The 25,364-nt window shown below is 60.8% G+C and carries 23 protein-coding genes; 7 read left to right on the top strand and 16 right to left on the bottom strand.

Annotation, left to right across the window (positions count from 1 at the left end; translation table 11 throughout):
* Nucleotides 1–33: 33 nt before the first annotated feature.
* The 3 genes from M3465_RS06150 to M3465_RS06140 are packed head-to-tail and all read right to left on the bottom strand — an operon-like array spanning nt 34 to nt 3,319.
* Nucleotides 34–1,269 (bottom strand): MFS transporter, encoded by a 1,236-nt coding sequence (locus M3465_RS06150; protein ID WP_249500815.1) that lies wholly within the window; start codon nt 1,267–1,269, stop codon nt 34–36.
* The gene (locus tag M3465_RS06145; RefSeq protein ID WP_249500814.1) at nt 1,269–2,024 is read right to left on the bottom strand and encodes a DUF1365 domain-containing protein; all 756 of its coding nucleotides are present in this window, start codon (nt 2,022–2,024) and stop codon (nt 1,269–1,271) included. The genes M3465_RS06150 and M3465_RS06145 overlap by 1 nt, the downstream gene beginning before the upstream one ends.
* Nucleotides 2,021–3,319, bottom strand: a complete 1,299-nt coding sequence (locus M3465_RS06140; protein ID WP_249500813.1) for an NAD(P)/FAD-dependent oxidoreductase — start codon at nt 3,317–3,319, stop codon at nt 2,021–2,023. Before M3465_RS06140 ends, M3465_RS06145 begins: the two co-directional genes overlap by 4 nt.
* A 252-nt stretch (nt 3,320–3,571) precedes the next feature.
* On the opposite strand from M3465_RS06140, the gene M3465_RS06135 reads away from it, so the two are divergent.
* Nucleotides 3,572–4,090: a sigma-70 family RNA polymerase sigma factor gene (locus M3465_RS06135; protein ID WP_249500874.1), complete on the top strand. Its 519-nt coding sequence runs from the start codon at nt 3,572–3,574 to the stop codon at nt 4,088–4,090.
* 8 nt (nt 4,091–4,098) lie between these two features.
* Nucleotides 4,099–4,752, top strand: coding sequence for a ChrR family anti-sigma-E factor (locus M3465_RS06130; protein ID WP_249500812.1), 654 nt, complete (start codon nt 4,099–4,101; stop codon nt 4,750–4,752).
* A gap of 51 nt (nt 4,753–4,803) precedes the next feature.
* On the opposite strand, the gene lpdA is transcribed toward M3465_RS06130, so the two are convergent.
* The 11 genes from lpdA to ubiA form a co-directional block, all read right to left on the bottom strand.
* Entirely contained in the window at nt 4,804–6,588 is a 1,785-nt protein-coding gene (gene lpdA / locus M3465_RS06125; RefSeq protein WP_249500811.1) for a dihydrolipoyl dehydrogenase, read from the bottom strand.
* Between the two features lie 13 nt (nt 6,589–6,601).
* On the bottom strand, nt 6,602–7,870 hold the full coding sequence (aceF, locus tag M3465_RS06120; protein ID WP_249500810.1) for a dihydrolipoyllysine-residue acetyltransferase: 1,269 nt from the start codon (nt 7,868–7,870) through the stop codon (nt 6,602–6,604).
* 19 nt (nt 7,871–7,889) lie between these two features.
* Nucleotides 7,890–10,550 (bottom strand): pyruvate dehydrogenase (acetyl-transferring), homodimeric type, encoded by a 2,661-nt coding sequence (gene aceE, locus M3465_RS06115; RefSeq protein WP_249500809.1) that lies wholly within the window; start codon nt 10,548–10,550, stop codon nt 7,890–7,892.
* Nucleotides 10,551–10,846: 296 nt separating this feature from the next.
* Nucleotides 10,847–11,635, bottom strand: coding sequence for an exodeoxyribonuclease III (locus tag M3465_RS06110; RefSeq protein WP_249500808.1), 789 nt, complete (start codon nt 11,633–11,635; stop codon nt 10,847–10,849).
* A gap of 142 nt (nt 11,636–11,777) precedes the next feature.
* Entirely contained in the window at nt 11,778–12,683 is a 906-nt protein-coding gene (locus tag M3465_RS06105; RefSeq protein ID WP_249500807.1) for a LysR family transcriptional regulator, read from the bottom strand.
* A 170-nt stretch (nt 12,684–12,853) separates the two neighbouring features.
* Nucleotides 12,854–13,414 carry a type 1 glutamine amidotransferase domain-containing protein gene (locus M3465_RS06100; protein WP_249500806.1) on the bottom strand — a complete coding sequence of 187 codons (561 nt, stop codon included), beginning with the start codon at nt 13,412–13,414 and terminating at the stop codon, nt 12,854–12,856.
* Nucleotides 13,415–13,504: 90 nt separating this feature from the next.
* Nucleotides 13,505–15,532, bottom strand: coding sequence for an FAD-dependent oxidoreductase (locus tag M3465_RS06095; RefSeq protein WP_249500805.1), 2,028 nt, complete (start codon nt 15,530–15,532; stop codon nt 13,505–13,507).
* Between the two features lie 63 nt (nt 15,533–15,595).
* Nucleotides 15,596–16,786, bottom strand: a complete 1,191-nt coding sequence (locus M3465_RS06090) for a BaiN/RdsA family NAD(P)/FAD-dependent oxidoreductase (protein ID WP_249500804.1) — start codon at nt 16,784–16,786, stop codon at nt 15,596–15,598.
* A complete protein-coding gene (locus tag M3465_RS06085) occupies nt 16,776–17,102 on the bottom strand; it encodes a hypothetical protein (protein WP_249500803.1) in 327 nt (108 codons plus the stop codon). Before M3465_RS06085 ends, M3465_RS06090 begins: the two co-directional genes overlap by 11 nt.
* Nucleotides 17,089–19,005 (bottom strand): OmpA family protein, encoded by a 1,917-nt coding sequence (locus tag M3465_RS06080; protein ID WP_249500802.1) that lies wholly within the window; start codon nt 19,003–19,005, stop codon nt 17,089–17,091. The genes M3465_RS06085 and M3465_RS06080 overlap by 14 nt, the downstream gene beginning before the upstream one ends.
* A gap of 58 nt (nt 19,006–19,063) precedes the next feature.
* On the bottom strand, nt 19,064–20,029 hold the full coding sequence (gene ubiA / locus M3465_RS06075) for a 4-hydroxybenzoate octaprenyltransferase (RefSeq protein WP_249500801.1): 966 nt from the start codon (nt 20,027–20,029) through the stop codon (nt 19,064–19,066).
* Nucleotides 20,030–20,041: 12 nt separating this feature from the next.
* On the opposite strand from ubiA, the gene M3465_RS06070 reads away from it, so the two are divergent.
* From M3465_RS06070 to M3465_RS06060, 3 genes are all read left to right on the top strand, one after another.
* Nucleotides 20,042–20,758 (top strand): 16S rRNA (uracil(1498)-N(3))-methyltransferase, encoded by a 717-nt coding sequence (locus M3465_RS06070; protein ID WP_249500800.1) that lies wholly within the window; start codon nt 20,042–20,044, stop codon nt 20,756–20,758.
* A 55-nt stretch (nt 20,759–20,813) separates the two neighbouring features.
* Nucleotides 20,814–21,353, top strand: coding sequence for a hypothetical protein (locus M3465_RS06065; RefSeq protein ID WP_249500799.1), 540 nt, complete (start codon nt 20,814–20,816; stop codon nt 21,351–21,353).
* Between the two features lie 63 nt (nt 21,354–21,416).
* Nucleotides 21,417–22,787 carry a glutamate--cysteine ligase gene (locus M3465_RS06060; RefSeq protein ID WP_249500798.1) on the top strand — a complete coding sequence of 457 codons (1,371 nt, stop codon included), beginning with the start codon at nt 21,417–21,419 and terminating at the stop codon, nt 22,785–22,787.
* 251 nt (nt 22,788–23,038) lie between these two features.
* Here the strand turns inward: M3465_RS06060 and M3465_RS06055 are convergent, their stop codons facing one another.
* Together M3465_RS06055 and M3465_RS06050 are read right to left on the bottom strand one after the other, a co-directional pair.
* Nucleotides 23,039–23,464 (bottom strand): ATP-binding protein, encoded by a 426-nt coding sequence (locus M3465_RS06055; protein ID WP_249500797.1) that lies wholly within the window; start codon nt 23,462–23,464, stop codon nt 23,039–23,041.
* On the bottom strand, nt 23,448–23,810 hold the full coding sequence (locus M3465_RS06050; RefSeq protein ID WP_502846099.1) for an STAS domain-containing protein: 363 nt from the start codon (nt 23,808–23,810) through the stop codon (nt 23,448–23,450). The genes M3465_RS06055 and M3465_RS06050 overlap by 17 nt, the downstream gene beginning before the upstream one ends.
* Nucleotides 23,811–23,976: 166 nt before the next feature.
* On the opposite strand from M3465_RS06050, the gene msrC reads away from it, so the two are divergent.
* Together msrC and M3465_RS06040 are read left to right on the top strand one after the other, a co-directional pair.
* Nucleotides 23,977–24,432, top strand: a complete 456-nt coding sequence (gene msrC / locus M3465_RS06045) for a free L-methionine (R)-S-oxide reductase MsrC (protein WP_249500796.1) — start codon at nt 23,977–23,979, stop codon at nt 24,430–24,432.
* Nucleotides 24,433–24,711: 279 nt separating this feature from the next.
* Nucleotides 24,712–25,356: an RluA family pseudouridine synthase gene (locus M3465_RS06040; RefSeq protein ID WP_249500795.1), complete on the top strand. Its 645-nt coding sequence runs from the start codon at nt 24,712–24,714 to the stop codon at nt 25,354–25,356.
* Nucleotides 25,357–25,364 lie beyond the last annotated feature (8 nt).

Raw genomic sequence — 25,364 nt, 5'->3', positions numbered from 1 at the left:
TTCGAAACTGGGCGCGATTCACAATGGTTCCATTTACCGCAAGTCACGCTCGATCGGAGTGGCGGCGAGCAATCCGATGGCGATGATCTTCAGCAGGCAAGGAACGCCCGCATATAGGAGCGACAGCGTGCGCAGGGCTTCATCGCCATTGGCGACGCCAGCGACAAAGCCGCTGGCCTCCAGGATCGGCAACAAGGCAATGGAGGCGACAGCCAGCGTGAATTTCGACACGAAGCTCCACAGCGCGAAACCCTCGGTCGCGTCGGGCGCAACGATCTGCATCCGCCGGGCGAATATCGCGGGCAGAAGCGTCAGGTCCGCTCCGACAGCCGCGCCCGACGCAATGCAGATCACGGCAAACCAGACAACATCCCCCGCGCCGAGCAACAGCGCAAAGCTGAATGCGGCGATCGCCAGCCCCATGGCCGAAAGCAGGGCGCGTTTCGGCCCGGCTCGTTCGGCCAGCAGGCTCCAAACCGGGGCCGCCACAGCGGCCGATATGAAGAACAAAAGCAAAAGCGGCCCTTCCCATCCGGGCGCCCCCAACCTGCTTTCGACGAAGAAGAGAAACAGCGTTGAGGTGACGGCCACCGGGGCCGCGTTCACCAGCGCGATGAGCAGCAAGCGGCGCGAGACGCGATCGCGCAGCACCGCGCCGAAACCAAGGGGCGCAGCCGGTATCGCGCCGTTCCACTCGTCGCGCATGGCAACACCCGCAATCAGGCAGACAAGCGCGAAGATCACCGCGTAGGCAGCGAATTCCGGCCATGCCAGCGCGATAAAGACCGACGGCAGAACGGAGGCGACGCAGACACCCAGAAGCGCCCCCGTTTCACGCCAACGTGCAAGCCGCAGATGCCCGGAGACCCCGAGTTCCTCGGCCTTCTGCACACCCCGCGCATAGAAGTTGATGGTGAGAAAGCTGAACGCCGTGAACACCAGCGTCAGCATCAGCGCGAACCACAGCACCGGCGCAAAAGGCGGCTGGACCGCGAACAGGCCGAACATGCTACCTGCCATCAGCGTCAGGCCCGCACCGACCGCAAAACCCTGGCGATGCCGCGTGGCGCTTGCCAGTTTGCCAAGGAGCGGATCCTGAACGACATCGATCAGCCGCAGCGCGAAAAGCACCGCCCCCAAGGATGACAGACTGACGCCATAGGCATCGACGTAGAATTTCGGTGCATGGATGTAGATCGGCAGCCCCGCCGCCGCAAGCACCGCCGCGAAGATCGAATAGCGCGCGAGCGATTTTCCGGCGTCGGGCACTACCGGCTGACGTCTTCGACCGGCGGTTCGGGCCGTTCGCGATACCGCGCGCCTTTCCACCACAGCTTCAGCGCCTGCCAATGAATAAGCGCAAGGACGCGGCGGGAACCGAAGGGGCGGCGCAGCAGCGCGCGCAGGATGGAGCCATTGGTGATCGGCTTTCGCGGACCCGTCAACGTCGCGATGAGCCCGCCCTTGCCTCTGGTATAATCGATCCAGATCCCGATCCTGTCCGGCCGGATGTCGAAGCGGAACTCATAGCCCCCGCCCACTGGCTGAAACGGCGAGACGTGGAACACCTTGGTTGCCGAAAGCCGGTCACTAGGACCGATCGGCGAATTGCCCGGCTTGCTGCATAGGTAGGAATGACGATCCCCGAACGTGTTCGTCACCTCTGCGATAACAGCGATCAGCTCGCTCGCCTCATCATGCGCCAGCCAGAAGGACACCGGGTTGAACACATGTCCGAGCATTCTCGGCTGTGCAAGAAGCAGCAATTTCCCACCTGCCCGCACCTGATGCGCTTCGAGCACCTCGCGCGCCCAGATCGCACCCCGCCCGTCGCCCGGCGGACCGCCATGATCGCGATCTTGCAAACTGCTCAGATTGCCGGAGTTGCGAGAGAACAGAAGCGGCGTTCTCGGCTCGGCCTCGGCGTCCAGCAGAACATAGTCGATGGAATACCGAAACGCGTTGTCCAAAGCGCCCTTGCGGCCATGATAGGTGTGCCCCGCGATATGATCGACATGGCTCATGCCGCCGATGCCGCCGTCGCATCGCGCGCGTGCATCGCCTCCACGACATCGACGGCGCTGCCCAGCCCGTCCTCGTGAAAGCCGTTCTTCATCCAGGCGCCGCAGAACCATGTGCGTTGCGCCCCGTTCATCGCGCGCACGGTCTCCTGCGCTTCGAGCGCCGGAAGATCGTAGACGGGATGGCGCAGCACACATTCGTCATAGATCAGCTCTTCGCGGATGGGCCGCGTGCTGTTGAGCGTGACGAAATGCGGATCCTCCTGCGGGATCGGCTGCAGGCTGTTCATCCAATAGGTCAGATCGATGGTGTTGATCTCCTTCGTCGGACCCTCGGTATAGTTCCACGAGGACCAGCAGATCCGGCGGGACGGCATGACGCTGTCATCGGCATGAAGTACGACGCGGTTCGGTTGATACTTGATCGCGCCCAGCGCCGCGCGCTCTTGCGCGGAGGCATCCGACAGGAGCCGCAGCGTGTCGTCGGAATGTGTGGCAAAGATGATCTCGTCGAATGCCTCCCAATCCCCGCCGCTGGCCTTGACCTCGACAAAACCGGAACTGCGCCGCACCGCGTCAACCGGCGCGCCGATGCGCAGTGACACGCCCCGCCGCCGCAAAGCCGCCTCCAGACGGCCGACATATTCGACCGAACCGCCCTGAACCGTATACCACTGATGCTGGCCGGAATACGAAAGCAGCGCGTGGTTCTCCATGAAACGCACAAGCGCGTGGGCGGGAAACTCCATCACCTTTTCGGTTGGAGTGGACCAGATCGCTCCGGTCAGGGGGGACAGGTAATAATCGCGGAACCACGGCCCGGTGCCGAGCCTGTCGAGAAACGCGCCGAGGTCGAGCGTTCTGTCATTCGCGGCATCCAGCGCGCGCTTGTTGAACCGGGTGATGTCGCGCAGCATTCTGAGAAACTTCGGGTTCACCAGATTGCGCTTTTGCGCGAAAATCGATTTCATCGTCGCGAGCGCGTATTCGATACGCCCGTTGTCGAGGCTGGCCGCGAAGCTCATGTTGCTTTTGACGACCGGCACATCCAGCTCCGCAAAGAGTTTGGCGAGATGCGGGTAATTGGCATAATTGAACACGATGAACCCGGTATCGACTGGTTGATCCCCATTGCGCCCGGCGATGATCGTGCGCGCATGGCCACCGAGACGGGGTTCAGCCTCGAAAAGCGTGACGTTGCTATCTTCGGCGAGCATATAGGCTGCGCCCATTCCTGAAATTCCTCCGCCGACAACGGCAATTTTCCGGGGGGTGCCGGCACGGGCTTCGAATGGCATACAGATCTCGCTCTTCTGGTCTTTTTTGTTTTTACGCAGCCCGGCATCGTTCGGATGAGAAAAGAAAAAATTTCGGCAGGTGATCCGAAACTCCGAGCCTTTCGTAACAGCAATATGATGTCAAATGCCGCTCAGAATCTGGATTTCATGCCGCAGCCCGTTGCCATCGGTCTGAAAATGCGGGACTCCTCCTTCGCAGTCGTGAGCGGAACGAAGATCTTGAAGACCGAAACACCGGACGATCGCAACCAGATGGTGGACGATTTCGTCGCAATCCGGGATTTGCGCGATGAAGCGGCCTTTATTCGCGTGTTCGAATATTTCGCCCCTCGTGTGAAGGCGTTTCTGATGCGGACAGGGCTAGACCCTGCGCTGGCCGAAGAATGTGCGCAGGATGTTCTCGTGACTGTCTGGAAAAAGGCGCATCTTTACGATGCGTCCCGCGCCAACCCCTCCACATGGGTCTTCACGATCGCACGGAATCGCAAGATCGACATTCTGCGAAAGCAGAAACGCCCCGAGCCCGAAGACCTTCCCTGGGGGCCGGAGGCGGAGCCGGACCAGAGCGACATTCTGGAACTGCAACAGGATAGCGAAAGGTTGGCCCAAGCGTTGCGCGACCTTCCTCCGAAACAACGTGAACTGATCGAGAAAGCCTATTTCGGCGATCTGTCCCACAGCGAAATCGCGGACCAGACCGGATTGCCGCTGGGAACGATCAAATCCCGTATCAGGTTGGCGCTCGAAAGGCTGCGCCACGCAATGAAATGATGAAGAACATGACTATCAATCACCACCTTACCGACGATCTGATCATGGCCTATTCCGCAGGCACATTGGCCGAAGCGGTGAGCCTCGCCGTTGCGACCCACATTTCGCTATGCGACGAGTGCCGCGCCAACCTAGAGAGCCATGAGGCGCTCGGCGGCGCGGTTCTCGACAGCTGCGGCGTGGAAACGATCGGCAAGAGCAGCTTGCAATCGGTGCTCGACAGGATCCATTCCGCGCCGGAGAGAATGTCGCATCTTGAAAGGCCAGCGCAGCGGCGCGATGCACGGTTGCCGAAACCGTTGGAAGACTATGTTCCGGGCGGGCTTGACGCGATCAAATGGCGACCTGTCGGCATGGGCGTCAGGCAGGCTGTCCTGCCAACCAGTTCCGAAGCGACGGCGCGGCTGCTTTACATTCCTGCGGGCACCGCAATTCCCGATCATGGACACAGCGGCCTTGAGCTGACGCTTGTTCTACAAGGCGCGTTTCACGATGAGGATGGATATTTCCGCCGCGGGGATATCGAAGTCGCGCACGAGGATCTGCAGCATACCCCGGTTGCCGATATTTCCGAAGATTGCATCTGTCTCGCGGTGACGGATGCGCCGCTCAAGTTCAAAGGGCTGCTGCCGCGCATCGCGCAACCTTTCGTGGGCATCTGACCCCCATAGACACGAAAAAGGGGCCCCTCGGCCCCTTCTTTTTTGTTTTGCCTAGCTCTTCTTTTTCTTCGGCGGCATCAGGTCCGTAATCGTTCCCTCGAACATCTCGGCGGCGAAGTTCACCGTTTCCGACAAAGTCGGATGCGGATGGATCGTGTGGCCGAGATCGACCGCATCCGCACCCATCTCGATGGCGAGCGCCGCTTCGGAGATCAGATCGCCTGCGTTGGTGCCAACGATACAAGCGCCGATGATCCGGTCGTCCTCTGGATCGAACAGGAGCTTGGTGATCCCCTCGCTCCGCGCGTTCGACAAGGCCTTGCCGGAAGCGGCCCAGGGGAACACGCCCTTTTCATATTTGACGCCATCTGCCTTGGCCTGTGTTTCGGTCAGACCGCACCACGCCACTTCGGGATCGGTGTACGCGACAGACGGGATCAGCTTGGCGTCGAAATACCGCTTCTCACCGGCACAAACCTCTGCCGCGACCTTGCCTTCATGCACGGCCTTATGCGCCAGCATCGGCTGCCCGACGACATCGCCGATGGCGAAGATATGCGGAACGCCCGTGCGCTGCTGGTTGTCCACGGCGATAAAGCCGCGTTCGTCCACGGCCACGCCGGCCTTTTCCGCGTCGATCAGCTTGCCGTTCGGCTTGCGCCCCACGGCGACCAGAACCTTGTCGAACGTATCGGTAAAGCTCTCGCCCTTGTCATCCTCGAAGGTGACCTTGAGCCCTTTCTTCTGAGCCTCGACCGCTGTTACCTTCGTCTTGAGGAAGATATTCTCGTACCGCCCCTTGATCCGGTTGTGCAGCGGCTTGACGATATCCTTGTCGGCGCCCGGAATGATCTGATCCATCAACTCGACAACCGTGATCTTGGACCCGAGCGCGTCATAGACACAGGCCATTTCCAGCCCGATAATGCCGCCACCCAGGATCAGCATGCGCTTGGGAATGTCCTTGAGCTCCAGCGCGCCGGTGCTGTCGATCACCCGCTCGTCATCATGCGGAATGAACGGCAGGTTCACAGGCTCCGAGCCGGCGGCGATGATGCACTGATCGAAGCTGACGGTTTTCTTGCCACCATCACCCTCGACCTCGATCATGTTCGGCCCGGTGAAGCGCCCGTAGCCCTGAACCACCTCGACCTTGCGCCCCTTCGCGAGACCACCCAGACCGCCTGTCAACTGGCCGATCACGCCGTCCTTGAACTTGCGCAACTCGTCAAGATCGATCTTCGGCTTGGAAAAAGCAATCCCGTGGCTCCCCATCTCCTCGGCCTCGGTAATGACCTTGGCAACGTGCAAGAGCGCCTTCGACGGGATACAGCCGACGTTCAGGCACACGCCGCCAAGCGACGGGTAGCGTTCGATAAGAACCACCTTTTGTCCCAGATCTGCCGCGCGGAACGCCGCCGAATAGCCGCCGGGGCCGGAGCCCAGAACGACGACTTCGGCGTGAATGTCGCCCTTGCCGGACGCGTCGCCTGTGGCTTCGACCGATTTGGGCGCATCGTGCTGCGGCGGCGCACCGCGACCGCCATAGCCGCCCTTGACCTCACCGCCTTGTCCCACGGCATCGTTGGCAGTCTCGGCCTCTGCGGCCGCGCCTTCGAACACCATGATAACATCGCCTTCGGAAACCTTGTCGCCTTCCTTGACCTTGATTTCCGTAATCTTCCCAGAGGTGGGCGACGGAACTTCCATCGTCGCCTTGTCGCTCTCCAACTCGATCAACGGGTCTTCCTCGGCCACCGTATCGCCGACACTGACAAGAACGGTGACAACGGGAACGTCTTTGAAATCCCCGATATCGGGTACCTTGATATCCATCAGATCGCTCTCCTTACCACATCAACTTGCGCATATCGCCAAGCAGCGTCTTGAGCGTCACGCAGAAGCGCGCGGCCAAGGCACCATCGACGGCACGGTGATCGTAGGACAGCGACAGCGGCTGCATCAGGCGCGGCACGAACTCCTCGCCATTCCAGACAGGTGCCATCTTGGAGCGGGTAAGGCCGAGGATCGCCACTTCGGGCGCGTTCACGATGGGGGTAAAGCTCGTGCCCCCGATCCCGCCAAGCGACGAGATGGTAAACGTCGCGCCCTGCATGTCGGCGGACTTGAGATTGCCCTCACGTGCCGCCTTGGACAGCTCCATCAGTTCCTTGGAAATGTCGACAAGACCCTTGCGATCGGCATCCTTGATGACCGGCACCATCAGCCCGTTCGGCGTGTCCGCTGCAAAACCGATGTTGTAGTAGTCTTTCTTGATGAGCTTGTCGCCATCGGGGTGGATCGACGAATTGAATTCCCAATGTTGCTTGAGCGCGGAAACCGAGGCCTTGATGACAAAGCTCAGAAGCGTGACGCGGTAGCCCTCTTCCTTGGCCATCGTGTCCATTTCCTTGCGATACTTGTCGAGCTCGGTGATATCCGCTTCGTCATTGTGCGTCACATGCGGAATGTTGAGCCATGAGCGGTGCAGCGCCGGGCCGGAGATCTTCTTGATCCGGGGCATTTCGACGTTTTCGACAGGGCCGAACTTGGAGAAATCGACCGCCGGGATCGGCGGAATACCCATGCCGCCTTGCGCCGCCGCGCCGCCCGCTGCCGGAGCGACCTGCGATTTCAGCGCCTTCTCCACGTCCTCGCGCAGGATGCGGCCCTTGCGGCCCGTTCCGTTCACCTGGTTCAGATCGACCTCGACGCGCCGTGCATAGGCCCGCACCGATGGCGACGCGTGGACCTTGCCAAAACCTGCATCCATCTTCGCCGGAGCGGCAGCGGGCGTTGCCGCAGCCGCGGGCGCCTCCTGCTTCGGCGCTTCCGGCTTGGGCGCTTCGGCCTTGGGTTCTTCCTTCGGCGCATCATCCGCGCCGTCGGCTTCAACGATCAGGATCAGCGATCCTTCCGACACGGTATCGCCTTCGGAAACCTTGATCTCCTTCACAACTCCGGCAGCGGAGCTTGGCACTTCCATCGTCGCCTTGTCCGATTCGAGTTCGATGATCGGATCTTCCTCGGCGATCTTGTCGCCGACACTGACCAGAACGGTCACGACCGGCACATTGTCGAAATCGCCGATATCGGGCACTTTAACTTCTGTCGTCATAATTATTTTCTCCTCCCGCTCAAACCAGACGCGGGTTCGGCTTTTCGCCGTCGATGTCGTATTTCTTGAGCGCCGTCTTCAGGTCTTTCTCATTCACCGCACCATCGCGATAGAGATCGACCATCGCAGCCGCTGCGATGTGATTGGCGTCCACCTCGAAGAACCGGCGCAGGTTCACCCGGCTGTCCGACCGTCCGAAACCATCGGTGCCAAGAACCGTGAACCTTCCCGGTACGAAGGCCCGGATCTGCTCGGCGTAGTTCTTCATGTAGTCGGTTGCGGCGATGATCGGTCCCGTCGCCCCCTGGAGCTGCTGCGTAACATAAGGCACCTTCTCATCGCCGAGCGGATTGAGCCGGTTGTGCCGTGCGCAATCCTGTCCCTCGCGGGCCAGTTCGTTGAGCGAGGTCGCGGACCAGATATCGGCTGTCACTCCGAAATCCTCTTTCAGCATCTCGGCAGCCTTCAAAGCCTGAATGAGGATCGTTCCGGAGCCCAGAAGGTTCACATGTTTTTTCCCAGGCTTATCGGTCTTCCGCATGCGGTAAAGACCCTTGATGATCCCCTCCTCAGCCCCCATCGGCATCTCGGGATGCTGATAATTTTCGTTCATCAGCGTGATGTAGAAGTAAACATCGTCCTGATCCTGATACATCCGCTTGAGCCCGTGCTGCACGATGACCGCCACCTCATAGCTGAAGGTCGGATCATAGGTGATGCAGTTGGGAATGGTGCTGGCGAGAATGTGGCTATGTCCATCCTCGTGCTGCAGACCCTCGCCGTTGAGCGTCGTGCGGCCCGCCGTGCCGCCCAGCATAAAGCCGCGCGCACGCGAGTCCCCGGCCGCCCATGCCAGATCGCCGATCCGCTGAAAGCCGAACATCGAATAGTAGATGTAGAACGGGATCATCGGCACGCCGTGATTGGAATAGGACGTCGCCGCCGCGATCCAGTCCGCCATCGCGCCCGCTTCGTTGATGCCCTCCTGCAGAACCTGACCGCTCTCGGATTCCTTGTAATACATCATCTGTTCGCGGTCTTCGGGCGTGTAATGCTGCCCGAGCGGGTTGTAGATCCCCACTGACCGGAACAATCCCTCCATCCCGAACGTGCGGCTTTCATCCGGCACGATCGGAACGACGTTCTTGCCGATCTGCTTGTCGCGCAAAAGTGTCGTCAGGATGCGGACGAAAGCCATCGTCGTCGAGATCTCGCGATCGCCCGTCGACTCGAGCTGCCCCTTGAACTTGTCGAGCGCCGGGATTTCCAGTTTGGGTGCATCGCGCCAATCCCGTTTCGGAAACTCGCCGCCCAAATCCTTGCGTCGATCTGCAAGATACGCCTTTTGCGCATTGTTGAGCGTAACGAAGGGAATGTCCTTTTCCAGCTCCTCATCCGTCACCGGGATCTGGAACCGGTCGCGCATCGCCTTGAGCTGATCGAGCTGCAGTTTCTTCTGCTGGTGAGAGGTGTTCATCCCCTCGCCGCCCGATCCCATGCCGTAGCCCTTAACCGTCTTGACCAGAAGGCAGGTCGGCTGACCCTCGGCCTTCGTGGCACGCAGGAAGGCATTATAGACCTTCTTCGGATCGTGCCCGCCGCGTCGCAGTGCCCAGATCTGATCGTCCGTCCAGTCCTCGACCAATGCCGCCGTTTCGGGGTATTTGCCGAAGAAATGCTTGCGGATATAGGCGCCGTCCTTGGATTTGAACGTCTGGTAGTCGCCGTCGATGGTTTCGTCCATCAACTGCCGCAGCTTGCCGCTGGTGTCCTTTTCCAGAAGCTCGTCCCAGCCGCGTCCCCAGAGCAGTTTGATCACATCCCAGCCGGAGCCGCGGAACGTGCCTTCGAGCTCCTGGACGATCTTGGAGTTGCCCCGGACCGGCCCGTCAAGACGCTGCAGGTTGCAGTTGACGACGAAGATCAGGTTGTCCAGCCCTTCGCGCGCGGCAAGGTTGATCGCGCCGAGGCTTTCGGGCTCGTCCATCTCGCCATCGCCAAGGAAACACCAAATCTTGCGGTCGCCCATATCTATGAGCCCGCGATTGTGCAGGTATTTCATGAAACGCGCCTGATAGATGGCCATGAGCGGGCCAAGCCCCATCGACACGGTCGGGAACTGCCAGTAGTCCGGCATCAGCCACGGATGCGGATAAGACGACAGACCGCCGCCGGCCACTTCGGAGCGGAAGCTTTCGAGCTCATCGACGCTGATCCGCCCCTCCATGAAGGACCGCGCATAGATACCCGGAATCACATGGCCCTGAAAGAACACCAGATCGCCGCCATGGATCGCCGATTTCGACCGCCAGAAATGGTTGAGTCCGATATCGTAAAGCGCGGCCGAAGAAGCGAAGGATGCGATATGCCCGCCATATTCGCTGCTTTCCTTGTTCCGCTTGACGACCGTCGCCATCGCGTTCCAGCGGTTGATGGTGCGGATGCGCCATTCCATCTCGGTATCGCCGGGCATCTCGACCTCGTCATCGGGGTCGATCGTGTTCTGATAGGGTGTAGTCGCCGAGAACGGCAGCTTGGCGCCATGCGCCCGCGCCTGCTGAACCGCCTTGTCGAGCAGAAAATGCGCGCGATCGGCGCCATCCCGAAGGATCACGTCCTCTACCGCGTCTTGCCATTCCTGGGATTCGACCGGGTCGATATCGTTGGGGGTGTCTTTCATTATCCCTCTTCCCTTGCACTGGCTCCACGCCAGTAGTTTATATCTAAACCAATCCTGAAAGGCGGATCGGGTCGCCGATAATTCCGCGCACCTACCACGCTCCATTCCCTCGCGGCAGTAGCGTCATGTCATAGCGCCGTTGCAAGCCGCGCATGGCAATCTGTTTAGCCCTGAACAAATTACAAAGAGCAGCAGGCATTGCGCGCTATGGTCCTAGAAAGCATGGAACAAGCGTCGCGCAGAAAACCTGCGCTGTAAATGCCTGAATCTTCGGCTTTGATTTGAAGGTGCTTCGCCTAAAGGTCGAATGTGGCGAAAACCGGCGCATGATCGCTCGGCTTCTCCCAACCGCGCGCATCGCGCAGGACGCGGCTGGAATGACCCGCGTTCGCAATGTCTGACGTGGCCCAGACATGATCGAGCCGGCGCCCCTTGTCGGCGGCATCCCAATCACGGGCACGATAGCTCCACCAGCTGTAAAGCTGTCCTTCGGGCAAATCCTTGCGGGTGATGTCGACCCACTTGCCCGCCTCTTGGGTATCGGCAAGATGCGCCACTTCAGTCGGTGTATGGCTCACGACCTTCAGAAGTTGTTTGTGCGACCAGACGTCATCCTCCCGCGGCGCGATGTTCAGATCACCGACGAGGATCGATTTATCGAATTGTTCAGCCTTGAACCAATCGCGCATTCCGGTCAGGTAGTCGAGCTTCTGACCGAACTTCGGGTTCACCTCACGATCCGCCACATCTCCCCCTGCGGGGACGTAGAAGTTATGGATGGTCACGCCGTTTTCGAGCCGCCCCGCGACATGCCGCGCATGGCCCAATTCTGCGAAATCCATATCGCCAACGTCTTCGAGCGGTAGTTTGGACAGGATCGCGACGCCGTTATATCCTTTCTGGCCGCGCGCGATCATATGCGTGTATCCCAGCGCCCGGAACTGCTCCACGGGGATCTTGTCGACCGGGCTTTTGCACTCCTGCAGGCACAGTACATCCGGCCCTTCCTCGGCCAGCAGTTTGGCAACCAGACCCTCGCGCAGACGGACCGAATTGATATTCCATGTGGCGAGGGTGAAAGGCATGCGGCAGCTCCGGTAAATCAGTTTCGAAGACAGTGCCGCCGCGCCCGCTATCCTGCAACCCGAAAGGCGCGCGAAAAAACGCCCCGTGCTATGGCAGCCGGGGCGTGAGGTTTTGTCTGCAGGCAGACGAGGGAAGCCTGTGTTACCAGTCGCGCGGGCCTTTATCCGCAAACTGATGCACCAGAAAATCGATGAAGGCCCGCACCTTGGGTTGCGTGAACCGACCGGGCGGGTAAACGGCATAGATGCCTTGTGTGTCGATGGGCAGATCAGGGATCGCATCCTCTACAAGACCTTGTTCCATCGCTTCGGCGTAAAGGAACGACGGAAGATAAGCGATGCCAAGCCCGGCGATACAGGCGTTCAGCAGCGACTGACCGTCATTTACCGAAAGCCAGCCCGCCGTGCGCACCTGCCGCTTCTCACCTGACGGCGCGGTGACCTTCCAGACATTACCGCTCGACTGGTTCGAATAGTGCAGCAGCTTGTGTTCGTTCAGATCGTCGATCCGGCGCGGGCGGCCATATTTCTCGAAATAGCCCGGAGCGGCGATCATCCGCTTCGTCGTTTCGGTCAGCTTGCGCGCACGCAATGTGCTGTCTTCCAACTCGCCGATACGGACGGCCATGTCGAACCCTTCGGAGATAAGTTCGACGTAGCGGTTATTCAGGACCATATTGACGGTAATATCGGGGAAATCCGAAAGAAACTCGCCCAGCACCGGGGAGAGGTGATTGACGCCGAAATCCGTTGCTACACTGATCCGCAAAAGCCCCGATGGTGCCGATTGCATCGATGTGACGAGCGCATCTGCTTCGCCGGCGTCGTTCAGCACACGGCGCGCTCGGTCGTAGTAGGCAAGTCCGATCTCGGTCGGGCTGACCCGCCGTGTCGTGCGGTTCAGAAGCCGCGCGCCCAGCCGTGCTTCGAGGCTCGAGACATGCTTGGACACCGCCGATTTCGAAATACCAAGTTTCTTGGCCGCATCGGTGAATCCGCCCTGATCCACGACGGTGGCAAATGCTTCCATTTCGGTAAGACGGTCCATACATCATCCTCGTGTCTGTCGAAGAGTGTATGCAGGCCAATTCGGGCGCGACTGCGGCAGGTTGCCGACAATATCTGGGTTTTCTGGCGCAGTGTTCGCCGCTGGTAAACAGCGATGAACCTGCGGTGCTGCGATGAAGGCCGGATGGGTCATCCAGCCTTCAGATATTCTCAGGCAACACTACGGTCGTGTTTGCCTTCCTCGATCTCCTCGACGATTTTGGAAACAAAAGCCTTCAGATCGCCCGGGTTGCGGCTGGTAATGATGGCCTGATCGACGACGACCTCCTTGTCATGCCATTTCGCGCCGGCATTTTTCACATCCGTCTTGATGGAGTGATAGGAGGTAGCATCACGCCCCTCCAGAACGCCTGCCTCGATCAGAACCCAGGGCGCGTGGCAGACCGCCGCGATGGTTTTGCCCTGATCGCGGAAGGTGCGCACCAGTTCGAGAACATCGTCATCGACCCGCAGCAGGTCGGGGTTGATCTGACCGCCCGGGATTACCAGCGCGTCATAATCGTCGGCGCGCACATCCGAAATTTTCGCATCCGCCTCGGCCTCACGGCCCCAATCCGCGCCTTCCCAGCCTTTTATCGCCTTGCCGTCGAGCGTGGCGACGTGAACGGTCGCACCCTTGGCACGAAGTTGATCGCGGGGAAACTCGAGCTCGGATTGCTCAAAGCCATTGGTGGAAATGATAAGAACCTTCGCGCTTTCAATTGCTGGCATGATCGCCTCCTGTGCTTAAGAAAACAAAGGGCGGAGCCGCTCGCTCCACCGTCTGCTTCCTCAACGCATCGAAGCGCCTGCCGTTCCCCGTCACAGTCTGGCGGCGAGCCGGGTGCCTTGATCGATGGCGCGCTTTGCGTCCAATTCCGCCGCGACATCGGCACCACCGATCACGTGGCACTCGATCCCCTTCTCCTCCAGCGCATCGGCGAGGCCGCGATTGGGCACCTGCCCCGCACAAAGAACGACAGTATCGCACGCGATCACCTGCGGGCGTTCACGCGCGTCGCCAAAGGAGACATGTAGCCCGTCGGCATCGATGCGTTCGTAGTTCACGCCCGGCGTCATTTCGACATCCTTCATCTTCAGGCTCATGCGATGAATCCAGCCCGTTGTCTTGCCCAATCGCTTGCCCGGTTTTTCGGCCTTGCGCTGCAAAAGCGTGACATGCCGCGCCGGCGGCGATGGCTGCGGGCCTTCGGGATCGAGCCCTGCCCGTGCCTTGCCCGGATCGGTGACGCCCCATTCCTTCATCCATTCGGGCAGGTTCTCGGTCGGGCTTTCGCCCTCGTGCACCAGAAATTCCGACACGTCGAACCCGATCCCACCCGCACCGATCACCGCCACACGCTCTCCGACAGGCGCACGATCGAGCAGCACGTCGATATAGCCCAGAACGTTCGCGCCCTCCTGCCCCGGAATTGCCGGATCGCGCGGCAGAACACCTGTCGCGATCACGACCTCATCGAACGTGCCCAGATCCTCCACGGTGGCTTCCATGCCGAGCTTCACCGTCACGCCGGTTTCCGCGAGCATTGTTTTGTACCAGTCAACAAAGCCCCAGAATTCCTCTTTGCCGGGGATAACCTTTGCCATGTTCAGCTGCCCGCCGATATCATCGGCCTTTTCGAACAATGTGACGCGATGCCCGCGCCCGGCGGCGGTGATGGCGGCCGAAAGGCCCGCAGGCCCTGCGCCGACGACAGCAATGGATTTGGGCGCATCGACGGGATCGAGGGTCAATTCGGTCTCGAAACAGGCTTGCGGGTTCACAAGGCAAGAGCTGATCTTCATCTGGAACGTGTGGTCCAGGCACGCCTGATTGCACGCGATGCATGGCGCGATCTGCGCCGCCCTGCCGCTTGCGGCCTTGGCGACGAAATGCGGATCAGCCAGAAAGGGCCGCGCCATGCTGACCATATCGGCGCAGCCATCGGCAAGCACCTGCTCCGCGACCTCGGGCGTGTTGATGCGGTTTGAGGTGATCAACGGGATGCCGACCTGGCCCATCAGCTTTTTCGTCACCCAGGCGAAGGCCGCGCGCGGCACGCTGGTGGCGATGGTCGGGATGCGCGCTTCGTGCCAACCGATGCCGGTGTTGATGAGGGTAGCCCCCGCCTTTTCGATCTCCTGAGCCAGTTGCACGACCTCCTCGAAGGTCGAACCGTTCGGGACCAGATCGATCATGCTCAGCCGATAGATCAGGATGAAGTCCGGACCAACGGCCTCGCGCACCCGGCGCACGACCTCGATGGGCAGGCGCATCCGGTTCTCGTACGGTCCGCCCCATCGATCTGTACGTTTGTTGGTGTGGGTGACGAGGAACTGGTTGATGAAATACCCTTCCGATCCCATCACCTCGACCCCGTCATACCCGGCATCCATGGCGCGGCTCGCGGCGGTCACGATGTCGGCGATCTGTTTCTCGATCCCCTCTTCGTCCAGTTCGATCGGCTTGAAGGGCGAGATCGGGGATTTGATCGCGCTCGGAGCGACGCAGTCCTTGCTGTAGGCATACCGCCCGGCATGCAGGATCTGCATCGCGATCTTGCCGCCATCGGCATGAACGCGGTCTGTGACCATCCGGTGGTTTGCGATGTCCGCTTCCGTAAAAAGCCCGGATGCCCCCGGAAACACGCCACCTTCGCGGTTGGGCGCCATGCCCCCGGTGACCATCAGCCCGACCTCGCCGCGCGCACGCGTGGCATAGAACTCGGCAACCCGATTCCAGTCGCCGGTCTCTTCCAGATTGGTATGCATGGAGCCCATGAGCACGCGGTTCTTCAGCGTCGTGAAGCCCAGATCGAGCGGGGCGAGCATATGCGGATAGCTGGTCATGGCTGTCTCCCTTTGGGTGTTGGTGCCATGCCGCTCGTTGACGTGTCACGCCCCAACGTCACGTCACGGCCGCCCATAGGCCGCAGCGTGCCGCCCGGCCCAAAGGCCGGTGGCGAAACACGCGGTCAGAAGGTATCCGCCGGTCGGCGCATCCCAGTCCAGCATTTCGCCGGCGCAGAACGTGCCGGGCCGCGCTTTCAACATGAGCGTTTCGTCGAGTGCGTCGAAGGACAGCCCGCCGGTGGTCGAAATCGCCTCGTCCATCGGGCGCAGGCCGGCGTGATGAATGGGCAGAGCCTTCAGATGCGCGGCAAGCTGATGGTAGGGAACGGGATGCCGGGCGGTGAATTCCCGAAAAAGCGCCTGCTTTACGGAGGGCAAGCGCAGCGTGTTCCGCAGGATTCGCCCTACGCCCCGTTTGGGCGTTTCAGGAAGGCGCGATTGCAGATCGTCCGGCGACAGGTCAGGGACAAGATCGACCTCCAGGGCCGCGCCGGGCGTGCGCAAGGCCGGTGCCAGCGAGTAGATACCGCCGCCTTCCAGACCGTGTTTCGACAGGATCGCTTCGCCGCGAGACGTCAGTTTACCCGCGCGCCAACCAACCGATTTGATCGCCGCGCCGAAATACGGCGTCATGTGGTCGGACCAGTTCACCGCCAATCCCACATTGGACGGCTGGAAAGGCACGATCCCGTGACCATCCGCTTCGAATACCCGCGCCCATGCGCCATCCGATCCAAGCCGGCGCCAGCTTGCGCCGCCTAGCGCGAAGACCGTGACCTTCGGGCAAAGATGGTGCGGGCCATCCGGCGTATCGAAGCGCACCGCGTCCTCGTCCCATCCCGTCCATCGCCAGCGCGTATGGCGCACCAAACCGGCCGTATCGAGCTTGCCGAGCCACGCGCGAAGCAGTGGAGAGGCTTTCATCGCACCGGGGAAGAGACGCCCCGTCGATCCGCAAAAGGTCGGCTGGCCCAGCGCCTCGGCCCAGGCACGGACAGAGTTCGGTCCGAAGGCATTGACCGCATCGCGCAAGACCGGATGGATGGAGCCACTAGTGGAATATGCCTTCAGAAAGGCATATTCCGGCTGCATCCGCGTCAGGTTCAACCCGGATTTCCCCGCCATCAGGAATTTACGTGCGACCGATGGCTTTGCCTCGACAAGTGTGACAGAGCGTCCGGCATCGAGCAAAGCCTCCGCGGCCATCAATCCAGCCGGACCGCCCCCGACGACGAGCGCGTCAACTTGCATTCATCCGTTCGACATAGGCGCGCATTTCCTCTGCCTCGTGCCGCGCGTCGCGCAGACCTTCCATCGCCGCCGAAAGCTCGGCTTCCGTTTGCGCCAACTGGTTGGTCAACTCGGCTTCGCGCTGCTGCAGATAGGTGATTGCCTGATCGCGGGTTTCTTCCGCCTCATGCAGCTCCTGGCTCATCTTTTCGAGCTGGTCCATATCGGCCTGGCTCACGCGGGTGAACCGATGCACCAGCCAATTCGCGAACCAGCCCAGACAAAACGCGACGAAAAGAATGATCGCGGTCGTAATGACAAACTCAGTTCTGTTCATCGGTGGAATCCTCTGCGCCATCGGTGCGCGCTGTTTCGCCCGAAGGCGAGGATTGTTCAACGCTTTCCAGCGTCGTTTCCGCCTCCTCTACGGGCTCGGGGCGGCGCAGCTTGAATTCGATCCGCCGATTGGCTTCGCGCCCCTCTTCGGTCTCGTTGGAGGCGATGGGCTGTTCCTCGCCATAGCCGCGCACCTCGTAGCTTGCCGTAAGAACGCGCCGCTGCCGCAGGGCATCGAGGACAGCTTGCGCGCGCTCTTGGCTCAGTTGTTGGTTCATGATCTCGCGGCCCTGACTGTCGGTATGGCCCGCGATGATGAGCGGAATATCCCCGCACAGCTTCAGAAGCTCCGCGATCTCGTCCATGATATCGCGTGTCGTGGCATCGAGCGTGGCCGATCCCGGCTCGAAGGATATCTTGCGATCTCCGATGATTTCGACGATCTGCGCCTCGCATTGCTCCGGCGTGGGAATGCCGAGCGTGGGATCGAGCTTTTCCTGGTAGCGAACGTCAATTTCGAAATCCTCGGTATCGCCGAGCTTTTCCGCCAGAAGGCCGGAAATCTCCGAACCGGCGTTCTGGTTGCCGGTATTGCCCGTGACCGTCAGACTGTCCGGAGAGACGACCACCGCTCCATTGGACAGCCGCGAAAGCGCCTCGAGCGCGGCGAGAACGCGCCCCGACCATGTGGCGGGCAAGTTCTCATCGATCCGCGCCGTGGTGCGCACCGCGTCCGAGCCGAATGCGGCGCGGGCGAAACTGTCGGCGGTTTGACGCGCGACCTCGCTGGCGATCCGCCCCCGCAACTGCACTGCTCCTTCTGGACTGCGCGTTGCGACGAATTCGGGCGTTCCCTCTGACTCATGGGTCGCGGGTTTCGGCAGCGTCGCGGTGAGCACGAAAACCCCCGGAAGCCCTGTCTCCAATTCTCCGACAACGCTATCGAACAGATCCTGCTCCGTTCCTTCCAAAGCGAAAAGCGTCACATCGGCGTCGGCGAAGGTGATCGTGCCACCGCCGAGCGTGTCGATCGCCTCTATCCCCATGGCAGCAGCCTCCCCCCAGGCGCGGGTCGGCGTGCCAAGACCAAGCCGGCAGTCAACCTTGCCTTCGAGCCCAGCCTTTGCAGCAGCTTCCAGAATGAGCGCGCGCACGCTTTCGTTCGGCGCAGCGCAGGCATCGAAACGCGCGCCGCCGTCGTCCTTGATGAAGCGCAGCGTGAAGGGAGAGATAACCGGCCGCGGCGCGGTGATCTCCATTGCGACTTCCAGATCCTCATCGGCCTTGCGCGCAAGATCGGCTTCGATCCGGCGGCGCGCATCCTCGGAGGAGGCCGTTCCCTTGATCGAAACGCGCCCCGGTTCGATGGATATCTTCGAACGCTCGAACACGCCCAGCGCCTGCATGGAGAACCTCACCGCGTCGGCCCATCCATCCGGCACAGGATAGTCGGCCACTTCCATCAGATCGGATACGGGCACATCCGGCACCTCATCCTCGATCCGCGCGATCAGGCGGTCCCGATCCGCGTCCTGCGGCATCAGACCGATCAGCGAGATACCGTTGTCATTGCGCAGGATCTCGATGGAAAAGCGCGGTGGCGCAATGCCGGCGCCGTCTTCGATATCGATCTGGTCGATGACCCGCGCGGAATCGACAACGCGCCCAGCCGCGCTCAACGCCTGGAAGCGCGCCGCCTCGTTGGGGGCGGTGCCGATCAGAAAGACCTGCAAGCCGATCGTGTCCACATCCGCCCAGGTCAGCGCATCACGGTCAAGCTCCGTCCGCACGGCGCGTTCGGAGCTTTCCTCCACCGCGCCGGCCGCGACCCATGCGGCCAGCAGGCTCAGAAGCGCCGCAACAACGAATGTGCTTACCAGGATAAGGGCAGAAGACAAGCGCATCGGCGTTCCACGTCTGTGAAGATCGGACAGCGATACGGCGCAGGACAGTAAAGTGCAATCACGCGAGCGCCGCGATGGCGAAAAACAGCACGGGAATCAGACCCGCGTTCCGGTTGGAGCGGAACAATTCCAACAACCGGTCGTGATCGTCAAGTTTCAGACGCCTCATCTGCCACATCAGGTGCCACCCCATCGCCCAAGGCCCGCCAAGCGCGATCACCAGCGCAAGGATTTCCCCGCGCGGAGCGGCGAACACTACGGCCAGACCCATGAGAGCAACAGTGCCGACAAGGAAACGCGCGAGATAAACCGGCGTGCGTTCGCCGAACAGCCTCGCGGTCGATTTCACACCGATCAGCGCATCGTCTTCCTTGTCCTGATGGGCGTAGATCGTGTCGTAGAACAAGGTCCAGACAAGACCGGCGGCGTAGAGAAACAGCGCGGGCCATTCGAGCCGCCCGGTATGCGCCGTCCATGCCAGCAAGGCGCCCCAGTTGAACGCGATGCCGAGGAAGATCTGCGGCCACCATGTGAACCGCTTGGCGAACGGGTAGATCGCGACCGGGATCAGCGCGACGATCCCCAGCACGATTGCCGGCAGCGGAAAGGTGAGCAGAATCGCGAATGCGACAAGACATTGCAGAACCGCCCATGCCAGCGCCTGAACGACATTGATCTGACCCGAGGGAATGGGTCGAGACGCAGTGCGCGCAACCGATCCGTCGATCTTGCGGTCGGTGATGTCGTTCCACGTGCAGCCCGCCCCGCGCATCAGGAACGCACCGATTCCGCACCCCGCAATGATCCAGAGATCGAAAAGCCCGAACTGTCCCGAATGAAAGATGGCCAGCAAGACGCCCCAGAGACAGGGCAGATACAGCAGCCAGGTTCCGACAGGCCGATCCGCGCGGCTTAGGCGCAGATAGGGTCGCGCCCGGATAGGGGCGTGACGGTCCACCCAATTGCCGGAAACGGCATCGGCAACGGACCCTGAAGGCTCTGGTCTTGTTTGCGGGCCGGGCATATGTCTGGCTCCATGACTGCAAAGATCAGACTTTATGTAGAGCAGCCCCTCGGTGCGGCACAAGCCGTCGCCCTGACGCGCGATCAGGCGCATTACCTGTTTAGCGTTATGCGGCTCGATATCGGCGCTCGGGTTGCGATCTTCAACGGGCGCGATGGCGAATGGCAGGCCGCGGTGGTCGAGGCGGGCAAGCGAGGCGGCATCTTGCTGTGCCACGAGCAGAGCCAGCCGCAAAACACGCCGCCGAACCTGTGGCTCCTTTTCGCTCCGATCAAGAAAGCCAGAACGGATTTCATCGTCGAGAAGGCGGCGGAACTGGGCGTCCGGCGTATTCTGCCGGTCCAGACGGCACACACCAATTCCGACCGTATCCGGCAGGACAGGTTGCAGGCGCATGCTATCGAAGCGGCCGAGCAATGCGGAACGACTTTCGTGCCCGAAGTGGTCGGGCTGCAGCGGCTCGACAAGGTGCTGGACAGTTGGGGCGAACGGCGCTTGGCATTTTGCGACGAGGCGCTTGTCGGAACGACGCACCGCTTTGAGCAAGTGCCCGGTCCCTGGGCCATTCTGATCGGGCCGGAGGGCGGTTTTTCGGATGCCGAGCGGGTGCGATTGCGTGCGGCTGATTTTACCACGCCCATCAGCCTCGGGCCGCGAATCCTGCGTGCCGATACGGCGGCCGTGGCCGCCATCACGCTTTGGCAATCCACGCTCGGGGACTGGGCGTGAAGGATTCTCGGTCAACCGAAAATCCTCGATCCGTCGACGGATCGAGAGCGCTCTGATGCGGAGGTCGAGCTTCATCCGCCCGGAGGCCGGAGCGGTCCTGCGCCGTTGGCGCGAAGCGCTTGCCGGTCTCGCTATCGCGCTTCTCGGGCTCTACTGGATCTTCGGCACCTCTCCCGGCCTGCTGATGTGGGTCGGATACCTCACGCTGGCCATTGGCGGGCTGCTGTCTTTCGCAGGATTGCAGAAAGGCCGGTTCCGGCACGGAGGGGGCGGGCCCGGACTCGTGCAGATCGTCGAACGCAGGATCGCGTATTTCGGACCGTTGGACGGCGGGATTGTCGACCTGGATGCGCTGACCTCCCTGACATATGACCCAACGCAGAAGCCGGCGCATTGGGTGCTGACTCATCAAGGTGGCGCGCCGCTTCACATTCCCGTCACCGCCGAGGGGGCGGATGCGCTTTTCGATGCGTTCGCAAGCCTGCCGGGTCTTGCGCCGGGCCGGCTTGCAGCGGTCTCACAAAGCGCCGACACACTGCCTGTCCATCTCTGGCACAAGGCGACGCCGGCTGCACGCATCGCGCGGCTGCATTGACACCCCGAAAAAATCCGACCAAGGCTGACCGGACGCGCAGCGCAGCATGACCGGAGCACAGCCATGTCCATCCCCCAATCCGGCGGCGGGCCGATTGAACATCACGATCAGCTTGCCCAATACCTCGCGGACGGGTGCAAGCCGAAGGATCAGTGGCGGATCGGAACCGAGCACGAGAAATTCGGCTATTGCAAGGATACGCTGAAGCCCCTGCCCTACGAGGGAGAACGCTCCATCCTTGCCGTTCTGACAGGTCTGCGCGATCGCCATGATTGGGCGCCGATCCTTGAAGGGGATAAGCTGATCGGTCTGGAGAAGGCGGGGGCGAACATCTCGCTCGAACCGGGCGGACAGCTCGAACTTTCAGGCGCGCCGCTCGAAACGATCCACCAGACATGCGACGAGGTGAACAATCATCTCAGTGATGTGAAGGCCATCGCCGACGAGATCGGCGTGGGATTCATAGGTTTGGGCGCGGCGCCGATCTGGACGCATGACGAGATGCCCCTGATGCCCAAGGGCCGCTATGCGCTGATGGATGAATACATGCAGACTGTCGGCACGGCGGGTCAGACAATGATGCGCCGCACTTGCACAGTGCAGGTCAACCTCGATTTCGAAACCGAGGTCGACATGGTGCAAAAGCTGCGCGTCGCGCTGGCCTTGCAACCCGTGGCGACCGCGCTGTTTGCCACATCACCCTTTTTCGAAGGCAAGGTGAACGGGCACAAGAGTTGGCGAAGCCGGGTCTGGCGCCATCTCGATCCGGACCGGACCGGGATGCTCCCCTTCGTTTTTGACGAGGGGTTCGGTTTCGAAGCCTGGGTGCAATATGCGCTGGATGTGCCAATGTATTTCGTCTACCGCGACGGGGTTTATCATAACGCTCTGGGGCAATCCTTCCGTGATTTCCTGAAGGGCGAGCTTCCCGCCTTGCCCGGAGAGACGCCGACGCTGTCCGATTGGGCCGATCATCTGACGACGATTTTTCCCGAGGCGCGGATCAAGAAGTTCATCGAGATGCGAGGCGCCGATGGCGGACCGTGGCGCCGGCTTTGCGCGCTGCCGGCCTTCTGGGTCGGGTTGACCTACGATCAGAGCGCCCTGGATGCAGCGTGGGACATGGTCAAGGGTTGGGATGCGGAAACGCGCGAAGCCTTGCGCGTTGCCGCATCGGTGGACGGGCTGCAGGCAGAGGTGGGCGGGCTCAAAATGCTCGATCTTGCCCGCGAAACAGTTCGAATAGCCGAATCCGGGCTCGCTGCACGCGCGCGCCCCGGGGCCGGCGGTCTTGTCCCTGACGAAACGCATTTCCTGAACGCGCTGAAGGAAAGCGTCGAAAACGGGCAGAGCCTCGCCGACGAGTTCCTCGATCAGTATCATGGGGAATGGAACGGGGACCTGACCCGGATATACCGCGAATACAGCTATTGATCGCCTGCGCCGCGATAAAATCGGCAGAGTGTATACCCTCGACGCCGAGCGCTGGGTGGGGGCTGTTGATGGCCCGGCGCCGAGGTGAAGCTTTCTGCAGCTACATTGTCGTTGTGCCCCCAAACCGCGCCGAAATTTCGAAGCCAATACGGCCATTTAAGGACATTGTTTCGCGGTCCGGGAAGAAGCGTTCGTGAGCGGCATAATTGCACAGGAAGAGAGGATAGTTTGCCGCGCCGCCGAAATTCGAGTCAAAGCGGCAGCGAGAGAACGAGTCGGTTGCAACAACCGGCGCGATCATACTTCACGTCAGACGTGAGGCTTCGAATTAGAAACCAGCCATATCCCCCTTCCGCCAGTTCGGATGGGTCGGGTGCGATACCGTCGGGAATGCCAAACATCGGTGCACCCCAGTCGCGCAGTTCGATCGTCAGAGCCGTTCTGCCGCGAGACACGGAGATCGCGACCGCTCCGTTCGGCCGGTTCGCATAGGCATGTTCGACCACGTTGTTGACCGCTTCTGCCAAGACCATATGAACCGTTTCGAGAACATCGCACCCGACTTCGGCATCGAGCGCGCGAAGTAGGCGGCGAAGGATATCCGGTGTAACTATCGCTAATGCAGGCAGACATAGTTCAATCAGGGTTCGGCGGCTTTCCTCACTCGCGATTTTCATCACCAGCGATGTCCGCGCTATCGTGAATCGTGAATACCGTGTCCATCCTCGTCAAACGAAAGACCTTGGCGACGATGGGCTGCAATTCCGCCAACTCAAGGCTTTGGTGCGGACGCAACTGCTTCATCGCGGCGACAACTGCGCCGAGCCCGCTTGAGTCGATGAATTCGACCTGTGCAAGATCGAGAATGAAGCGCCCTTTGCCTGCGTGGGTAAGCGTTCGCATCTCTTCCTTGAAATCGAGAGCGACAGGCGCGTCGATGCGGGCGGCTTGAACGCGGATTATGGTGGCGTGGGGCGCGGTGTGTGTTGTCAGTTCCATAAAGCCTCGGTCATTGAGTTTCAACCGAGGCTAGAGACCAATCCTTACCATCAGGTATGCCGAACTGCCTATTCGCATGATACGGAGCCAAAAGTTCACTGGAATTTTAGCCAAATTCGAGATGCTAAGCTTGATGCGAAACGCTTCACCGCAGTAGTGCAATAGAGATGCAAAAGCACGGAAATGAGCCATGCCGGATTACGAAAGACTTGCGCGAACGATTGGTGCGCTGACCGAAGGCGAGACCGACACGATAGCGCTCATGGCCACGGTTGCCTGCGAAGTGCATCATTCGGATGATCGGTTCGACTGGACGGGATTTTACCGCGTCACGCAGCCCGGTCTTTTGAAGATCGGGCCTTATCAGGGCGGTCATGGGTGCCTGACCATTCCCTTCTCACGCGGTGTTTGCGGTGCGGCTGCCTCAACAGGCCAAGCTCAATTGGTGCCGGATGTCGACGTGTTTGACGGGCATATAGCGTGCGCGTCGAGCACGAGATCGGAACTTGTCATTCCCGTTCATGATGGGGCAAAGCGCTTGCTGGGCGTGTTCGATATCGACAGCGACCTGCCGGATGCCTTCACAGACATTGATCAGGTTGCGTTGACCGAAATACTTGCCGCTACGTTCCGCAAGGCAAAGTAACGTCGTTCAGATCAGGCCAAGCCGATGAAGGACAGGATTGCGATGACGATGACGACCAGTCCGACGATGTAGATGATGCGGTTCATATCCGGCTCTCTTTTTGCTGTGTGTTGTCGTGTTGCGGGGGGAAAACCCGGCACAGCGCGTATGGTTCCACGGCCTTGTCGCAAGCCATTGTCAAGCGGGGACAATCCTGGATTGGGCGGCTTGGCCTGTTTACGTCAGCATCGCTTCTGCGCTTGGCTTGTCGCCGTGCGATAAGCCGCATAAACCCGCCGCATGACGGATTATGACCCGCCCCAAACGCCGCTCGTCGTGCTCCACGAGGATCATGAGGTTTTGATCGTAGACAAACCGGCGGGATTGCTTTCGGTGCCGGGCAAGGGTGCGGCGCTTGCCGATTGCCTTATGGCGCGGGTGCAGGCTGCCTATCCGCAAGCCTTGCTGGTTCATCGGCTGGATCGCGATACATCCGGCGTGATGGTTTTCGCTCTCACGCCTCATGCACAACGGCATTTGGGCCTGCAGTTCGAGAAGCGGCAGACGCGAAAGATCTATCTGGCGCGTGTGGCCGGCCGCATCGAATTGAAGACGGGCACGGTTGATTTGCCCCTGATCGTCGATTGGCCGAACCGCCCGCTTCAAAAGGTGGATCACGACGCGGGCAAGGAAGCGATCACCGACTGGCGCGTGCTCAAGAGATCGGATGATGAAAGCCGCGTTCAGCTTTTTCCCAAAACCGGCCGCAGCCATCAATTGCGGGTTCACATGCTGGCTTCGGGGCATCCGATCCTCGGCGATCCGCTTTATGCGCCCGAAACCGCCGCGCGCTATTCGCGCATGATGCTGCACGCGCAGGAATTGCGGTTCCGCCATCCCGATGGGGGAAAAGGCGTGCGGTTCCGCTCGCCTGCGCCATTCTGAACGCCGGG

The sequence above is a fragment of the Marivita sp. GX14005 genome, from assembly GCF_023370775.1.
Classification (GTDB): domain Bacteria; phylum Pseudomonadota; class Alphaproteobacteria; order Rhodobacterales; family Rhodobacteraceae; genus Marivita.
Note: the sequence above shows the minus strand (reverse complement) of the source record. Positions and strands in the feature narration are given on the sequence as shown.